Source organism: Brenneria nigrifluens DSM 30175 = ATCC 13028 (genome assembly GCF_005484965.1).
GTDB classification, from domain to species: Bacteria; Pseudomonadota; Gammaproteobacteria; order Enterobacterales; family Enterobacteriaceae; genus Brenneria; species Brenneria nigrifluens.
Window position 1 is genome coordinate 856,483 of record NZ_CP034036.1, and the last position, 15,665, is coordinate 872,147.

Annotated in this window: 13 protein-coding genes and 2 pseudogenes; 7 read left to right on the plus strand and 8 right to left on the minus strand. The window is 59.2% G+C overall.

Annotated features, from left to right (window positions below):
* Positions 1–40: 40 nt before the first annotated feature.
* Together alr and dnaB are read right to left on the minus strand one after the other, a co-directional pair.
* Positions 41–1,120: an alanine racemase gene (alr, locus tag EH206_RS03860; protein ID WP_009111508.1), complete on the minus strand. Its 1,080-nt coding sequence runs from the start codon at positions 1,118–1,120 to the stop codon at positions 41–43.
* Positions 1,121–1,154: 34 nt separating this feature from the next.
* The gene (dnaB, locus tag EH206_RS03865) at positions 1,155–2,561 is read right to left on the minus strand and encodes a replicative DNA helicase (RefSeq protein ID WP_009111509.1); all 1,407 of its coding nucleotides are present in this window, start codon (positions 2,559–2,561) and stop codon (positions 1,155–1,157) included.
* A 105-nt stretch (positions 2,562–2,666) separates the two neighbouring features.
* Between dnaB and EH206_RS03870 the strand changes: the two genes are divergently transcribed.
* Positions 2,667–3,656 (plus strand): quinone oxidoreductase, encoded by a 990-nt coding sequence (locus tag EH206_RS03870; protein ID WP_009111510.1) that lies wholly within the window; start codon positions 2,667–2,669, stop codon positions 3,654–3,656.
* A gap of 319 nt (positions 3,657–3,975) precedes the next feature.
* On the opposite strand, the gene pspG is transcribed toward EH206_RS03870, so the two are convergent.
* Both pspG and dusA read right to left on the minus strand, forming a co-directional pair.
* Positions 3,976–4,197, minus strand: coding sequence for an envelope stress response protein PspG (gene pspG / locus EH206_RS03875; RefSeq protein ID WP_009111511.1), 222 nt, complete (start codon positions 4,195–4,197; stop codon positions 3,976–3,978).
* Between the two features lie 217 nt (positions 4,198–4,414).
* Positions 4,415–5,455 (minus strand): tRNA dihydrouridine(20/20a) synthase DusA, encoded by a 1,041-nt coding sequence (gene dusA, locus EH206_RS03880; RefSeq protein ID WP_009111512.1) that lies wholly within the window; start codon positions 5,453–5,455, stop codon positions 4,415–4,417.
* A 73-nt stretch (positions 5,456–5,528) separates the two neighbouring features.
* On the opposite strand from dusA, the pseudogene EH206_RS23295 reads away from it, so the two are divergent.
* A pseudogene (locus EH206_RS23295) lies at positions 5,529–5,649 on the plus strand (site-specific integrase); the annotation flags it as partial.
* A gap of 61 nt (positions 5,650–5,710) precedes the next feature.
* Here the strand turns inward: EH206_RS23295 and EH206_RS03890 are convergent.
* From EH206_RS03890 to EH206_RS03900, 3 genes and pseudogenes are all read right to left on the minus strand, one after another.
* On the minus strand, positions 5,711–5,995 hold the full coding sequence (locus EH206_RS03890; RefSeq protein WP_009111513.1) for a HigA family addiction module antitoxin: 285 nt from the start codon (positions 5,993–5,995) through the stop codon (positions 5,711–5,713).
* Positions 5,995–6,102, minus strand: a pseudogene (locus tag EH206_RS23300) (type II toxin-antitoxin system RelE/ParE family toxin); the annotation flags it as partial. The pseudogene EH206_RS23300 and the gene EH206_RS03890, both read right to left, overlap by 1 nt.
* Before the next feature lie 118 nt (positions 6,103–6,220).
* On the minus strand, positions 6,221–7,144 hold the full coding sequence (locus EH206_RS03900) for a LysR family transcriptional regulator (protein WP_009111514.1): 924 nt from the start codon (positions 7,142–7,144) through the stop codon (positions 6,221–6,223).
* 136 nt (positions 7,145–7,280) lie between these two features.
* On the opposite strand from EH206_RS03900, the gene lysA reads away from it, so the two are divergent.
* Positions 7,281–8,543 (plus strand): diaminopimelate decarboxylase, encoded by a 1,263-nt coding sequence (lysA, locus tag EH206_RS03905; protein ID WP_009111515.1) that lies wholly within the window; start codon positions 7,281–7,283, stop codon positions 8,541–8,543.
* Positions 8,544–8,606: 63 nt separating this feature from the next.
* On the plus strand, positions 8,607–8,972 hold the full coding sequence (locus EH206_RS03910) for an ArsR/SmtB family transcription factor (protein WP_009111516.1): 366 nt from the start codon (positions 8,607–8,609) through the stop codon (positions 8,970–8,972).
* 291 nt (positions 8,973–9,263) lie between these two features.
* Here the strand turns inward: EH206_RS03910 and EH206_RS03915 are convergent, their stop codons facing one another.
* Positions 9,264–10,145: a LysR substrate-binding domain-containing protein gene (locus tag EH206_RS03915; protein ID WP_009111517.1), complete on the minus strand. Its 882-nt coding sequence runs from the start codon at positions 10,143–10,145 to the stop codon at positions 9,264–9,266.
* A 123-nt stretch (positions 10,146–10,268) separates the two neighbouring features.
* On the opposite strand from EH206_RS03915, the gene EH206_RS03920 reads away from it, so the two are divergent.
* The 3 genes from EH206_RS03920 to lplT all read left to right on the plus strand — a co-directional run bounded on the left by EH206_RS03920 (position 10,269) and on the right by lplT (position 15,553).
* Positions 10,269–11,810 carry an MFS transporter gene (locus tag EH206_RS03920; RefSeq protein ID WP_009111518.1) on the plus strand — a complete coding sequence of 514 codons (1,542 nt, stop codon included), beginning with the start codon at positions 10,269–10,271 and terminating at the stop codon, positions 11,808–11,810.
* 390 nt (positions 11,811–12,200) lie between these two features.
* On the plus strand, positions 12,201–14,348 hold the full coding sequence (aas, locus tag EH206_RS03925) for a bifunctional acyl-ACP--phospholipid O-acyltransferase/long-chain-fatty-acid--ACP ligase (RefSeq protein ID WP_009111519.1): 2,148 nt from the start codon (positions 12,201–12,203) through the stop codon (positions 14,346–14,348).
* On the plus strand, positions 14,345–15,553 hold the full coding sequence (gene lplT, locus EH206_RS03930) for a lysophospholipid transporter LplT (protein WP_009111520.1): 1,209 nt from the start codon (positions 14,345–14,347) through the stop codon (positions 15,551–15,553). Before aas ends, lplT begins: the two co-directional genes overlap by 4 nt.
* Positions 15,554–15,665 lie beyond the last annotated feature (112 nt).

Consider the following 15,665-nt stretch of genomic DNA (forward strand, 5'->3'; position numbering starts at 1 on the left):
CTTTTTTACTTATAACGTCACACCGTTATTTGCGGTTATTCTAATTATCAATGTATTCCAGCTGGGTACGTTGCGTTAACCGGGTAATCAGCTCGTAGGCACTGACGCCGGTATGGGCGGCGATTTTCTCCACGAGCAATTTTTCGCCCCATAGAATCACTTCATCGCCAACCTTGTCTTGGGCATCCGGCCCCAGATCCACGGTAATCATATCCATGGAAACCCGTCCGGCCAGCGGTACTTCGCGTCCATTTATCCGCACCGGCGTGCCGGCCGGCGCGCTGCGCGGGTAGCCGTCGCCGTAGCCGATAGCCACCACTCCCAGCCGGGTATCGCGCTTACTGGTCCAGATGCCGCCGTAGCCAACGGGTTCTCCCGCTTTGTGATCGCGCACGGCAATCAGCTGCGAGGTCAGGGTCATGGCGGGCTGGAAGCCAAAATGGGCGGCGTCTGCGGTTTCCAGCGGCGAGACGCCGTACAGGATGATGCCCGGCCGCACCTGATCGCGATGCGACTGCGGCCACAGTAGAATGCCGCCGGAGGCGGCGATGGATCGTGCGCCGGGTTTATCGGCGACAAAAGCGTCAAAGCAGTCGAGTTGGCGTACGGTGGTATCCACCTGCGGCTCATCGGCGCGGCAAAAATGGCTCATAATGTTCACCGGTTGCACCACATTGCGGCATTGCGCCAGCCGCCGGTAGAAGGCTTCGGCGTGTTCCGGCAGTACGCCAAGGCGATGCATTCCGGTATCGAGCTTCATCCACGCGCGAACGGGCTGCGGCAGCGTCGCCTGTTCCAGCGCGGCGAGTTGTTCCGGGCTGTGAACCGCGGTTTCCAGTTGATGCTCCGCCGCCAGGGGGAGTTCGTCGGCGGAGAAAAAACCCTCCAGCAGCAGGATGGGTTTGTCGATGCCCGCCGCGCGCAGCGCCAGCGCTTCTGAAAGCCGGGCGACGCCGTAACAATCAGCCTCGCAAAAGGCGCGGGCAGCTTCAATGATGCCGTGGCCGTAGGCATTGGCTTTTACTACCGCAACCAGGCGGCTTTGCGGGGCCAGTTGGCGGATCCGTTGCAGATTGTGACGCAACGCGCGGCGATTAATGACGGCGGTTGCCGTTTTCATTTTTTAGTCCTTAACGCACTATGCTCGCAGTGCGTTATTCGTCATCGTATTGTGGGCCGGCGTAATTATCAAAGCGCGACCACTGCCCGTTAAAGGTCAAACGAACGGAACCGATCGGGCCGTTACGCTGTTTCCCTAAAATAATTTCGGCGATACCTTTCATGTCGCTGTTTTCATGATAAACCTCATCACGATAGATAAACATAATCAGGTCGGCGTCCTGCTCGATGGAGCCGGATTCACGCAGGTCGGAGTTAACCGGCCGTTTATCCGCCCGCTGCTCCAGACTACGGTTAAGCTGGGACAGCGCGACGACAGGGACTTGCAATTCTTTTGCCAATGCTTTGAGCGAACGGGAAATTTCGGCGATTTCCAGCGTACGGTTATCGGATAGGGACGGAACGCGCATCAATTGCAGGTAGTCGATCATAATCAGGCTCAGGCCGTCGTGTTCGCGAAATACCCGGCGGGCGCGGGAGCGAACTTCGGTTGGCGTCAGGCCGGAGGAGTCATCGATGTACATATTGCGTTTTTCCAGCAGGATCCCCATGGTGCTGGAAATGCGCGCCCAATCCTCATCGTCCAGCTGGCCGGTGCGGATACGGGTCTGATCCACGCGCGACAGCGACGCCAGCATACGCATCATGATCTGATTGCCGGGCATTTCCAGACTGAAGATCAGCACCGGTTTATCCTGGGTCATCGCCGCGTGTTCGCACAGGTTCATCGCAAAGGTGGTTTTACCCATCGACGGGCGCGCCGCCACGATAATCAGGTCGGATTTTTGCAGGCCGGCGGTCTTTTTATTGAGATCCTGATAGCCGGTATCCACGCCGGTAACGCCGTCGTGCGGCTTCTGATAAAGCTGTTCGATGCGGGCGACGGTATCTTCCAGGATGCGGTCGATGCTTTTCGGGCCTTCATCTTTGCTGGCGCGGTTTTCGGCAATCTGAAAGACGCGGGATTCCGCCAGATCGAGCAGATCTTCACTGCTGCGCCCCTGCGGATCGTACCCGGCGTCGGCAATTTCATTGGCGACGGAAATCATCTCGCGCACCACGGCGCGTTCGCGCACGATATCGGCATAGGCGCCGATATTGGCCGCGCTGGGGGTGTTTTTCGCCAGCTCGGCCAGATAGGCAAAACCGCCCGCCGATTCCAGCGCACCCTGTTGTTCAAGCGATTCGGACAGGGTGATCAGGTCTATCGGCCGACTCATTTCCAGCAGGCGCTGCATTTCAGTGAAAATCAGACGGTGGGCGCGATTATAGAAATCGTTGGCGACAACGCGTTCGGCGACGTTATCCCAGCGCTCATTATCGAGCATCAGGCCACCCAATACCGATTGTTCCGCTTCCAGCGAATGCGGCGGAAGCTTCAGACCTTCCATCTGGCGGTCTCGGGGTTCATTCGATTTATTGGTCGGTCTTTTTTCTGCCATGAAACGAGTTCTTTTACCAGTTGATTTGCCATTGATTAAGAGGGCATTGTATATCTGAAAGCGACGAATAACACACTTCTAATACACACAAAGAGAGGAAGCGACATGGCAAAACGCATTCAGTTCAGGGCTTATGGCGGCCCGGAGGTTCTGCAATATGTTGATTTCACGCCCGCCGAGCCCGCCGCGGGCGAGGTTCAGATAGAAAACCGCGCCATCGGCATCAATTTCATCGACACTTACGTGCGCAGCGGCCTGTATCCGGTTCCCGAACTGCCTTCCGGGCTGGGGACGGAAGCGGCGGGGGTGGTGGCGAAAGTCGGCGCGGGCGTGCGGCATCTGCAAGTCGGCGATCGGGTGGTTTATGCGCAATCGACGCTGGGAGCGTATAGCGAGGTGCATAACGTGACGGAAGCGCGAGTGGCGCTACTGCCGGACAGCATCAGCTTTGAGCAGGCGGCGGCATCGTTCCTGAAAGGGCTCACGGTTTACTACCTGTTCCATCAGACTTATGCGCTCAAACCGAATGAAATCTTTCTATTCCATGCCGCGGCGGGCGGCGTCGGGCTGATTGCCAGCCAGTGGGCGAAAGCGCTGGGCGCCAAACTGATCGGCACGGTGGGGTCCGATGAAAAAGCGCAGCGGGCAAAACAGGCGGGCGCCTGGGAAACCATTAATTACCGCACCGAAAATATCGCCGGGCGGGTCGCCGAATTGACCGGCGGCGAAAAGGTGGCCGTGGTGTACGATTCGGTGGGGAAAGATACCTGGGAACCCTCGCTGGACAGCCTGCGCCGTCGCGGATTAATGGTCAGCTTCGGCAATGCGTCCGGGCCGGTAACCGGGGTTAATCTGGGGCTGCTGAATCAGAAAGGGTCGCTGTACGTTACCCGCCCGTCGTTAGGGGGGTACATAACCAATCGCGCCGAACTGGAACAGGCCGGCAATGCGCTGTTCTCCCTGCTGGCCAGCGGCGCCATCAAGGTGGACGTTCCGGCCAGCCAGACCTTTGCGCTGGCGGACGCGCAGTCGGCGCACCGTGCGCTGGAAAGCCGCGGCACGCAGGGTTCCAGCCTGTTGATCCCCGGTCTGTAATGGCTTGCGCTCAGTAAAGCAAAAGGCCCCCTTACGGAGGCCTTTGCAGTGACGCTTATTTCATCAAACTGTATGTAGGGTACAGCGGGCGTCGTTATATAAGGTGCCACTGCCTGCGTGACGGTAGTTTTCTGACGCTGATGAAATCTTGTTGTTTGCTGCTTTTGCCCGGTCAAGAGCTGGACTACAAAGCCGCCAACAAATTGTGGCGACATCCTAGCAGCCGCAAGAAGGGAAAAATATCTGCTGGCGCACAATTTTGCATAAAAGCCGCAGCGCGATGCCTTTACCCAAGGCTATGATGGGTTATCCGCAATCGTTACCGATAATAGCGCAGCGGTTTTTGTTGGAAATGACGCCATATCCACACCGCCGCGACGGCCAGCAACAGCCAGGGCAGCACTTTGATGGCCATCACGAACAGCCCGCCTAGCAGCATAAAAAAGGCGGCGACAAACAGGGCGGCGATAACCCCCAACAATGACACTCCGGTCACCATCAGCATGATAAAAAAACCAATAACGAAGAAAATTTCCAACATGGCGCGCTCCTGTTGCGGCTGAATGTGCTGTGCACGAGATTAATCTTGATGTATCGGCAGCCGTGGCGTGATTGTCGTCGGTTGCCGCATCAAGGTCATGCCATAGGGTATAACAAGAATCGTGCCAAGATGCGTTGCCGATAACTCATTGATTTATCAGCAACAGATTAAGAAAGGCGCGTTCGGCGTTAGTCAAAAAGACTAACTATTGGTCTTTTCAGCGCGCGGAATGGTTAACCAGCGCCAGCGCTCGCTCAACCACGGCGGCATCCGCCCCCGGTTTGTGCGCGTTTTCACTCAGATAGCGCCGCCACTGGCGCGCGCCGGTCACGCCCTGAAACAGGCCCAGCATATGGCGGGTGATATGGCCCAGCGCTGCGCCTTGGGATAATTCGCGCTCGATATAGGGATACATGGCCTGAACCGCCGCGACCAGATCCAGGCTGGCGGCCGGTACGCCGAACAGTTCAGCATCCACCTGCGCCAGGATACCGGGGTTGTGGTAGGCTTCGCGCCCCATCATCACGCCGTCCAGATGTTGCAGATGGATTTTGGCTTCTTCCAGCGTTTTGACGCCGCCGTTAATGGCGATAGTCAGCGCGGGAAAGTCGCGTTTCAGTTGATAAACCCGCGGGTAATCCAACGGCGGAATTTCGCGGTTCTCTTTCGGGCTCAGGCCGGAGAGCCAGGCTTTGCGCGCATGCACGATAAAGGTGTCGCAGCCGCCGCGCTCGGCGACGGTGTGGATAAAGTCGCACAGAAATTCATAGCTATCGCGATCGTCGATGCCGATGCGGGTTTTCACCGTCACCGGGATGGCGACCCGATCCTTCATCGCCTTGACGCAGTCGGCCACCAGCGGGGCTTCCCCCATCAGGCAGGCGCCGAATCGGCCGTTCTGCACCCGATCGGACGGGCAACCGACGTTCAGATTCACCTCGTCATAGCCGCGCTGTTCCGCCAGTTGCGCGCACTGCGCCAACGCTTCGGGATCGCTGCCGCCGAGTTGCAATGCCAGCGGATGCTCTTCCTCGCTGTAGGCCAGATAATCCCCTTTGCCGTGAATAATGGCGCCGGTGGTGACCATTTCGGTATACAGCAGGGCGTGGCGGGTCAACCGGCGCAGAAAATAACGGCAGTGGCGGTCCGTCCAGTCGAGCATGGGGGCGACGGAGAAGCGGTGAGGGGGGTGTTTCTGCGGGTTATCAGTGTTTATGCTTGTTTTTGCTGATTTTTCCGTGGCTATATTTTCGTGCATTTTTATCATTTTGGCGTATTGACGCTTTGTCAGCCCCCATATTTATGGGGACCTGAAAAGCGAAAAAATTAATATGGCATACTATAGCATAGAGAAGCGTCAGCGCGCCGGTGGCACCGTACAGCTACCGCTGTACTGTCGGCGTGAAAGAAAAGGGTAAATACGTTTACCGTGAAAATAAAAGATTCGGCAAACAGGTAAAAGAAATTTTAGTGCATTCTGTCATTACATGAAGGCCAGCGTAGTGGCCTCATATCATGCAGCAACAAGTTTGTGCAAGGTTGACGTGTCAACGGTCTGGTGAGCTATCCAAAGACTGTAATTGTCCTGAAGGTTTAGCCAAAACTTCGCCGAACTACCCAGAACGGTGGATAGCCTCACTGCCATTTCAGGACTGATAGCGGCATTGCCCGCAACAAGACGTTGCACGGTAGATGGCGCGACACCGAGCGCCCTGGCTAGTTCTCTGATGCCTACACCCAATTCTTCTAGGGTTTCGGCAATGATTTCCCCCGGATGCGGGGGGTTATGCATAGTCATCAGTGGTAATCCTTATAATTAACGATATAGGCATTCCCATCGATAAATTCAAATGTAATGCGCCAGTTCCCTGTAACTGTTATGGACCATTGCCCTTTTTTGTCCCCGATTATTAATAGCTTTCCCGCTCCCGCGCCATGAGAAACATTATATCGAGTGTTGCGCACTGCGCAACACTCGTTTATATATTAACTAACATGGAGCAGTAGGCTTTCCGCATTACGGCTAAGGCCGCAACACCTGCCGCAGGCGCTCGGGCACGCTTTGCGCGTACAGTTTCAGCTCGGCGATAAAGGTCTCCACCAGCGCCGAGGTCGGGCGGTGCAGCGGGCGAATCAGGCTGACGGTGAAAGGCACCTCGATACTGAACGCGCGCACCACCACCCCGGAAGAGGCGTAATCCAGCGCGGTCAGCGGATTGACGATGGAGATGCCGGCGCCGGCGCGCACCATGGCGCACACCGACGCCGCGCTGTGGGTTTCCAATACCATCCGGCGGGAGATGCCCGCCTGCTGAAACAGTTTATCCAGCAGTTGGCGATAGCCGTCGGCGCTCGACAGGCTGATAAAGGGTTCGCCGGCGAAGTCCGCCGGAATAAGCTGAGCTTTGGCCGCCAGAGGATGGCGGGCCGGCAGTACGCACACTTCATTAAGCATCATCAGGGTCTGACGTTCGGTCCCGGCCGGGGCAACGCTGTTTTCGGTCAGCCCCAGATCGTGGCGCTGGGCGGAGAGCCACTCCTCCAGCAGCGGAGACTCCTGCGGAATGATATGCAGATTAAGCGACGGATAGCGGCTAAGCAGCGGTTTACAGACGTCCGGCAGCAGCGATTGGGAAAATACCGGCAGACAGGCGACCGACAGCTGCGCCTGCTGAAAACGGCGGATATCGCCCGCGGCGTTGATAATCCGCTCCAGCCCGTAATAGGAGCGCTGCACTTCCTCAAATAGCTGCAGGCCCTGCGCGGTGGGATAAAGCCGCCCGCGCTGGCGTTCGAACAGCGTCATCTGAATCAGTTTTTCAAACCGCGCCAGTTCGCGGCTCACCGTCGGCTGCGAGGTGTTCAGCAGCGCGGCGGCCTCCGTCAGATTTCCGGTGGTCATTACCGCGTGGAAAATCTCAATATGTCTCAGTGATACGGCCGCCATCGTGGATCCTGTTTGGGTAACCTGGTATATCAAAAATGAATAGAGTAACCATATATAGATATTTTATTACCAAACAGACCATCGGCATAATACAAACATTCGCTAAATGGTCATTTTTTTGTTTCGGGGAAACGTTATGCCGCACGATTTGAATGACGCCACGCACGCGCTCAACGCGCAAAGCCTGCGCGAACTGCCGGCTCGCTTCGGCTGCCCGGTGTGGGCGTATGATGCGCAAACCATCATCGAGCGTATCGCCAGGCTGCGCCGCTTCGATACCATTCGCTTTGCGCAGAAAGCCTGTTCCAATACGCATATTCTGCGCCTGATGCGTCAGCAGGGCGTCAAGGTGGATTCGGTATCGCTGGGGGAAATTGAGCGCGCGCTGGTGGCGGGTTTTGTGCCGGGCACCGACGATCATGAAATCGTCTTTACCGCCGACCTGCTGGATCGTCCGACATTACAGCGGGTGACGGAGCTGAAGATCCCGGTCAACGCGGGGTCGGTGGATATGCTGGAACAGCTGGGACGCCAGTCGCCGGGGCATGCGGTATGGCTGCGGGTCAACCCCGGTTTCGGCCACGGCCACAGCCAGAAAACCAATACCGGCGGCGAGAACAGCAAACACGGCATCTGGTACGGCGATCTGCCGCAGGCGCTGGCGCAGATCCGGCGTTACCAACTGAAGCTGGTGGGCATACATATGCATATCGGTTCCGGCGTGGATTACGGTCATCTGGAACAGGTGTGCGACGCCATGGTGCAACAGGTGATTACCCTGGGCCACGATATTGAGGCGATCTCGGCCGGCGGCGGCTTATCCATTCCCTACCGCGACGGCGAAGAATCCATTAATACCGAACATTACTTCGGGCTGTGGAATGCCGCCCGCGAGAAAATCGCCGCCCATCTGGGGCATCCGGTGACGCTGGAAATCGAGCCGGGACGCTTTCTGGTGGCCGAATCCGGCGTGCTGGTGGCGGAAGTGCGCGCGGTGAAGGATATGGGCGGCCGTCACTTCGTACTGGTGGACGCCGGTTTCAACGACCTGATGCGTCCGGCGATGTACGGCAGCTATCACCATATATCCCTGTTGCCGGGCGACGACCGCGATATCGGCCAGGCGCCGCTGCGCGACAGCGTGATTGCCGGGCCGCTGTGCGAATCCGGCGATGTCTTTACCCAGCAGGCGGGGGGCGGCGTGGAAACCATCGCGCTGCCGCAGGCGCAGGTGGGGGATTATCTGGTGTTCCACGATACCGGCGCTTACGGGGCGTCCATGTCCTCCAACTACAATAGCCGTCCGCTGCTGCCTGAAGTGTTGTTCGAACAGGGAAAGACGCGGCCGATCCGCCGCCGCCAGACGCTGGAAGAACTGCTGGCGTTGGAATTGGTTTAAAAACGCTGTGCCCTCAACCGGGGAGTGTTTGACACTCCTCGTACTATTGGATACCGTGCTGGAATGATTGCCAACCACCCCGATCGCGACCAGATTCGCCTGGAAAATGTGCTTACCGCGCTAGGCAACCCGCTACGCCTCGCCGTACTGCGGGTGCTGGCCGACGGCGGCGAATACTCCTGCGGCTCGGTGCTGCAGGGTATCTCTAAGTCAACCCTGACTCACCACTGGCGGGTGCTGCGCGACAGCGGCGTGATCTGGCAGCGGCCCTACGGGCGCGAGAATCTGCTGTCGCTGCGCCGCGAGGATCTGGACGCGCGCTTTCCCGGCCTGCTTGATGCCCTGCTGGGCGCGGTCGAGTACGACCCGGCCACCGCCGCGGCGACGGCGAAAAATCCGCCGCCATCCCAGACCGACGGCCCTCGGTAACCCCCCACCTTTACCTGACGCGGCAGCACGATTTTTGCAACCGCATCGCGGCACGATGCCGGTCGGCCGTCAGGGGTATTACATTACCCGGCATAATTTTACAGTTGGTTGCATTTAGAGCAGAACTCTTTCGATTCTGTGCTGGTGTACCCGGCGCGCTATCTTTAGAGTATCAAGTCCCAGAGGTATTGATTGGTGATAAATCGATGTGCTCTGTACATTGAACCATTTGATTACACCAACCTACGCGGATGCGTAGGTTTTTTTTGTCTGTAATTTAAGCTGAATTCATCAACCCAGCACCTGCTTTTCGCTCAGGAAATCAATAAATACCCGCACTTTCGGCAGCATATGACGGCTGCTCGGCCAGACGACGGAGAATTTTCCCGCTTCTTTCAGATAGGGCGCCAGTACCGATATCAGTTCCCCGGATGCCAGATAGTCCCGCACGATAAATTCCGGCACATAGGCAATGCCCAGCCCCTGCAGCGCCGCCTGTAATAGCGACTCCAGATTGTTGCTGCTGAGCGCCAGCGGTAACGCCACCGGCGAGGCATCGTCGATATCCCACTCTTGCCATTGGCCGTTATTGGGAAAGCGGTAACGCAGGCAGGCGTGATGTTGCAGCGCTTGCGGGGTCTGCGGGGGCGGGCGGTCGGCAAAATAGGCCGGACTGCCGACAATGACGAAACGAAACGGCCCCAGTCGGCGCGACATCATTTGTGAACTGAGTAGCTCGCCGCTGCGGATCGCAATATCAAAGCCCTCATTAATCATATCCACCATGCGGTCGCTGAAATCGAGATCCAGTTCCACTTCGGGGTAACGTTGCCGGAATTCAGGCAAATGAGGCAGCAGCATGCGATAGCCAATCGCCGGAGCGGTGATGCGCAATTTGCCGCGCGGCGCGGCGGAGATCCGCACCAGCTCCTGCTCGGCCTCCTCCAGTTGCGCCACGATATGTTGGCAGCGCTCGAAGAACAGCTGACCTTCATCGGTCAGGCTGATGCGCCGGGTACTGCGATTGAACAAACGCACGTTGAGTTTTTCTTCCAGCCGCGCCACGCTTTTGCCGACCGCCGATGCGGAAATGCCTATTCGTTCGGCGGCGGCGACAAAGCTCTGACTCTGCGCGGCGCGCACAAACGCCACTAATCCGTTGAGACTGTCCATCGCACTATCTTCCTTCCGCCTATTCGAGCTATTTAGTCCGCAATGAACGGACATGAAGCCTGTTTTTGTTTAATTGAAGACATTTTATCATTTTTAGCACGAATTACTTTGCAGGGGAAAGCGATGAAGTCTTTATCTATCCGCGCGACGGGCAGCCTCCGCGTATTGTTCACCGTGTGTCTGGCGTCGGTGATCCTGCCGCTCAACTTTGTCGGCGGCGCGGTGGCGACATCGGCCATCGCCCATGAACTGGGGGGCGGCGCTCAGGCGCTGAGCTGGATCACCAACGCCTTTATGCTCAGTTTCGGCTGTACCCTGATGGCGGCCGGCGCGCTGGCGGATGAATTCGGCAGGAAGAAGGTGTTTATCGGCGGGGTGGCGCTGTTCGCGCTGTTTTCCTTATTGCAGGCGCTCAGCGGCAGCCTGATCGGGATTAACCTGTTGCGCGCGGCGCAGGGAGTGGCCGCCGCCGCGGCATTGGCCGGGGGCTCCGCGGCGCTGGCTCAGGAGTTTACCGGGCACGCGCGGACTCGGGCTTTCAGCCTGCTCGGCAGCAGTTTTGGCATCGGCCTGGCGTTCGGGCCGTTTCTTGCCGGGACGCTGATCGCCCATTGGGGCTGGCGCTCGGTGTTTTTTTCCATCGCCGCCGTCGCTCTGCTTTCCCTGCTGACCGGCACGTCAAAAATGCGTGAAACGCGCAATCCGCAGGCAACGGGAATCGACTGGCCGGGAACGCTGTCGTTTACCGCTATGCTGGCGCTGCTGACCTGGGCGCTGATGGCTATTCCGCAATACGGTCTGCGCAGCGCGCTGGTATTGTCGCTGTTGGCGAGCGCGGCGCTGCTGCTGGCGGTGTTTATCCGCGTGGAGCTGCGGGTGGCGCACCCGATGCTTGAGCTGTCGCTGTTTCGCTTCCCGCGTTTTATCGGCGTACAGGCGCTGCCGCTGGCCACCGGTTTTTGCTTCGTGGTGCTGCTGGTGCTGTTGCCGATGCTGTTTATCGGCGTGGTCGGTTTGAGCGAAGCGCGCGCCGGGCTGATGATGATGGCGCTATCGCTGCCCATGCTGATCGTTCCGCTGCTGGCGGGATGGCTGACGCGCTGGATATCGCCGGGGAAACTGTGCACCGCCGGGCTGGTGATTGCCGCCGGCGGTCTTGGCTGGCTGAGTCAGGCGGTGCTGGCGCAGGACGTGCCGGGGATGATTGCGCCGATGCTGGTGATTGGCATCGGCACCGGCCTGCCGTGGGGACTGATGGACGGACTGTCCATCGGCGTCGTGCCGCTTGAACGGGCGGGGATGGCGAGCGGCATTTTCAGCACCACGCGGGTGGCCGGCGAAGGGCTTGCGCTGGCGACGGTCGGGGCGATGCTCGCCGCGTTTATCCATACGGCGCTGCTGGCCTCCGACGCCGTCGGGAATGTCGGCGAGGCGGCGCAGCGGCTGGCAACGGGAGACCTGTCGCGGGCGCAGCCTCTCCTGCCGCACTCCAGCGCGACGCAGCTTCAGCAGCTTTATGCCGCCTCGTTTCATCCGTTGCTGCTATGGCTGATGGCGATCACGCTGCTTTCCGCGCTGGCGGTTTTTTTCGCCCTGCGCCGTGGTGAAGCGCATCCGGATAGTTCCGCTGCGCTGCGCAGCGCGAAAGGGAACGGGGATAAATAGCGCATTGTCTTCTACTATACTGGGCTATACCCGTCATACTTCAAGCTGCAGATGCGTTGGCTGCGTTACTCGGCCCCTCCCTGGGCCTCGCCCCGTTGGGGCTGCTGCAAGCAGCGTTCAAATCTGCTCCAGGCAGATTTGTCAGTCACCCGAATCACTTACCTGAGTAAGCTCATCGGGATTGAATGAGAGACATCCTGTCTCTCACCGGAGGCCAGCCGTTGGCTGGACAAATTCGTTCCCGACGAATTTGTCCTTCTCTTGCCGCCTTCCTGCAACTCGAATTATTTAGGGTATAAGATATTTTGATACCGGGCGTATTTTGGTTACAGTGGCCCACCGTTCTGCTTTTCGCAGTCCATAGCCTTTATCTGTCTATTGGGAGAAGACATGATTTATACCCTGTTACGCTGGGTGTTCAAACGACTGTACCGCATCCGGATTGAAGGCGACAGCCGCCATTTTCAACAGTCCAAACTGTTGATTACCCCTAACCACGTCTCCTTTCTTGACGGCGCGCTGCTGGCGTTGTTTTTACCCATCAAACCGGTATTCGCGGTCTATTCCACCATTTCGGACCGCTGGTTTATGCGCTGGCTGAAGCCCTATATTGATTTCGTGCCGCTGGACCCGACCAAGCCGCTCGCCATCAAGGGGCTGATTAGGTTGATTGAGCGGGGGCAGCCGGTGGTGGTGTTTCCCGAAGGACGCATCACCGTGACGGGATCGCTGATGAAAATCTACAGCGGGGCGGCGTTTGTGGCGGCGAAATCCGGCGCGACCATTGTTCCCGTACGGCTGGACGGCGCGGAGTTCACCCCGTTCGGGCGGCTGTCCGGGGTGTTCAAGCGCCGCTGGTTTCCGCGGATCACGATAAAATATCTGCCGCCCACCACGCTGCCGATGCCGGAGGCGAACAGCGCCAGAGAACGCCGTATTTTGGCGGGCGAACATTTGCACCGGATTATGATGCACGCCCGGATGGCGACGCGGCCGCGGCACACGCTGTATCAGGCTTTTCTCGCCGCGCGCACCCGCTACGGGCGGCGTTCCCCTTGTATTTCGGATATTTCGTTTAAAGAAGACAGCTATCAGGGGCTGCTGAAAAAATCGCTGGGCGTCGCGCGGATTTTGCAGCGTTTTACCCGCGAAGATGAGCACGTCGGCCTGCTGCTGCCCAACGCCACCGTCACCGCGGCGGCGATCCTCGGGGCGTCGCTGCGCAACCGGGTGCCGGCGATGTTGAACTACACGGCGGGGGCGAAAGGGCTGCAAAACGCCATGAAAGCCGCCGCCATCCACACCATCGTCACCTCGCGCCAGTTTCTGGAAAAAGGCAAGCTGACCGACCTGCCGCAGCAGGTCGGCGAGGCCAACTGGGTCTATCTGGAAGATTTAAAAGATACCGTCACCCTGGCGGATAAGCTGTGGATCCTGCTTCATCTGCTGTTCCCCGCCCGGGCGATGCTGATGCAGCAGGCGGACGATGCGGCGATGGTCCTGTTTACTTCCGGCTCCGAGGGAAGTCCGAAAGGCGTGGTGCATTCCCATGACAGCCTGCTGGCGAACGTCGAACAGATTCGCACCGTGGCGGACTTCACGCCGCGCGACCGTTTTATGTCCGCGCTGCCGCTGTTCCATGCCTTCGGCCTGACCGTCGGGCTGCTGACCCCGCTGATCACCGGGGCCAGGGTATTCCTCTATCCCAGTCCGCTGCATTACCGCATCGTGCCGGAGCTGGTGTACGACCAGAACTGCACCGTGCTGTTCGGCACCTCCACCTTTCTGGGTCACTACGCGCGTTTTGCCCATCCTTATGATTTCGCCCGTTTGCGCTATGTGGTGGCCGGGGCGGAGAAGCTATCGGAAACCACGCGTCAGGTCTGGCAGGATAAATTCGGCATCCGCATTCTGGAAGGCTACGGGGTGACGGAGTGCGCGCCGGTGGTGGCGATCAACGTGCCGATGGCGGCGAAAATCCATACCGTCGGTCGTCTGCTGCCGGAAATGGAATCGCGGCTGATTACGGTGCCGGGCATCGAGCGGGGCGGACGCCTGCAACTGCGCGGACCGAACATCATGAAAGGCTACCTGCGCGTCGAGCATCCCGGCGTGCTGGAAACGCCGGCGGCGGAAAACGCGCAGGGCGAAATCGAGGCGGGCTGGTACGACACCGGCGACATCGTCGAACTGGATGAAACCGGCTTCTGCACCATCGTCGGCCGGGTCAAACGCTTCGCCAAACTCGCCGGCGAGATGGTGTCGCTGGAAAGCGCGGAGCAGCTGGCGTTAGCGGTTTCCCCGCAGGCTCAGCACGCCGCCAGCGCCCGCAGCGACAGCAGCAAAGGCGAGGCGCTGGTGCTGTTTACCACCGACGGCCAGCTAACCCGCGAACGGCTGTCGGCGCAGGCGCGCAGCAGCGGCGTGCCTGAACTGGCGGTGCCGCGCGATATTCGGCATGTGAAGGCATTGCCGTTACTCGGCAGCGGCAAGCCCGATTTTGTCACGCTGCGTGAAATGGCGGAGCAGGCGGAATGAATCAGACCTCGTCACAGACAACCCCGCTGCTGTCGCGCAGTATGAGCGCGGTGATTATCGCGCAGTTTTTCTCGGCGTTTGGCGACAATGCGCTGCTGTTCGCCACGCTGGCGCTGATCAAACAGCTGGTCTATCCCGAATGGAGTCAGCCGTTTTTACAAATGGGCTTCGTCGCCGCCTATATCGTGCTGGCGCCGTTTGTCGGGCAGGTGGCGGACAGCTTCGCCAAAGGCCGGGTGATGATGTTCGCCAATACCCTGAAGCTGGCCGGGGCGCTGCTTATCTGCTTCGGCGGCAATCCGTTTCTCGGCTATACGCTGGTGGGCGTGGGGGCGGCGGCGTACTCGCCCGCCAAGTACGGCATTCTGGGGGAGATAACCCACGGCGACCAACTGGTGAAGGCCAACGGCCTGATGGAAGCCTCGACCATTGCGGCGATCCTCACCGGGTCGGTGGCCGGGGGCGTGCTGGCGGACTGGAATTTGTACGCCGCGCTGGCCGTCTGTGCGGCGGCCTACGGCGTGGCGCTGGGCGCCAATATGCTGATCCCGCGGCTCAGCGCGGCGCGGCCCGGTCAGTCCTGGCATCCCGCCCGGATGACGCGCGGCTTCTTTTCCGCCTGTCGTGTACTCTGGCGCGATGGCGAAACCCGTTTTTCCCTGCTCGGCACCAGCCTGTTCTGGGGCGCCGGGGTGACGCTGCGTTTTCTGCTGGTGCTGTGGGTGCCGCTGGCGCTCGGCATTACCGATAACGCCACGCCGACGCTGCTCAATGCGATGGTGGCGGTGGGCATTGTGTTCGGAGCCGGGGCGGCGGCCAAACTGATTACGCTGAAAACGGTACAGCGCTGCTTGCCGGCGGGGGGGCTGATTGGCGTGGTGGTAGTGATTTTCACGCTGCAACAGAGCCTGTCCAGCGCCTATGCGCTGCTGATTCTGCTCGGCGCGCTGGGGGGATTCTTTATCGTGCCTCTGAATGCGCTGCTGCAGGAGCGGGGAAAGGCCAGCGTCGGCGCCGGCAACGCCATCGCCGTGCAGAACCTGGGGGAGAACGCCGCCATGCTGCTGATGCTGGGGCTCTATTCGCTGGTGGTTAAACTGGGCGTATCGGTTATCACCATCGGCATTGGCTTCGGCGTGTTATTCGCCTGCGCCATTGGTCTATTATGGCTATGGCTGATTTACGCGAAACGGCGGGAGCAGTGAGTTTCACCCCACCCCGACCCTCCCCTTCGCAGGGGAGGGAGTTGGCTCCTCCCCCTGACAAGGGGGAGGCCGGGAGGGTAAGATTTCGAACGTTGTCAGCAATCTGACAGGA

Coding starts and splice junctions, on each gene's coding strand:
- dnaB (WP_009111509.1), bottom strand. CDS start 2,561: ATGGCAGAAAAAAGACCGACCAATAAATCGAATGAACCCCGAGACCGC.
- dusA (WP_009111512.1), bottom strand. CDS start 5,455: ATGCACGAAAATATAGCCACGGAAAAATCAGCAAAAACAAGCATAAAC.
- pspG (WP_009111511.1), bottom strand. CDS start 4,197: ATGTTGGAAATTTTCTTCGTTATTGGTTTTTTTATCATGCTGATGGTG.
- alr (WP_009111508.1), bottom strand. CDS start 1,120: ATGAAAACGGCAACCGCCGTCATTAATCGCCGCGCGTTGCGTCACAAT.
- lysA (WP_009111515.1), top strand. CDS start 7,281: ATGCCGCACGATTTGAATGACGCCACGCACGCGCTCAACGCGCAAAGC.
- lplT (WP_009111520.1), top strand. CDS start 14,345: ATGAATCAGACCTCGTCACAGACAACCCCGCTGCTGTCGCGCAGTATG.
- EH206_RS03910 (WP_009111516.1), top strand. CDS start 8,607: ATGATTGCCAACCACCCCGATCGCGACCAGATTCGCCTGGAAAATGTG.
- EH206_RS03890 (WP_009111513.1), bottom strand. CDS start 5,995: ATGACTATGCATAACCCCCCGCATCCGGGGGAAATCATTGCCGAAACC.
- EH206_RS03900 (WP_009111514.1), bottom strand. CDS start 7,144: ATGGCGGCCGTATCACTGAGACATATTGAGATTTTCCACGCGGTAATG.
- EH206_RS03920 (WP_009111518.1), top strand. CDS start 10,269: ATGAAGTCTTTATCTATCCGCGCGACGGGCAGCCTCCGCGTATTGTTC.
- EH206_RS03870 (WP_009111510.1), top strand. CDS start 2,667: ATGGCAAAACGCATTCAGTTCAGGGCTTATGGCGGCCCGGAGGTTCTG.
- aas (WP_009111519.1), top strand. CDS start 12,201: ATGATTTATACCCTGTTACGCTGGGTGTTCAAACGACTGTACCGCATC.
- EH206_RS03915 (WP_009111517.1), bottom strand. CDS start 10,145: ATGGACAGTCTCAACGGATTAGTGGCGTTTGTGCGCGCCGCGCAGAGT.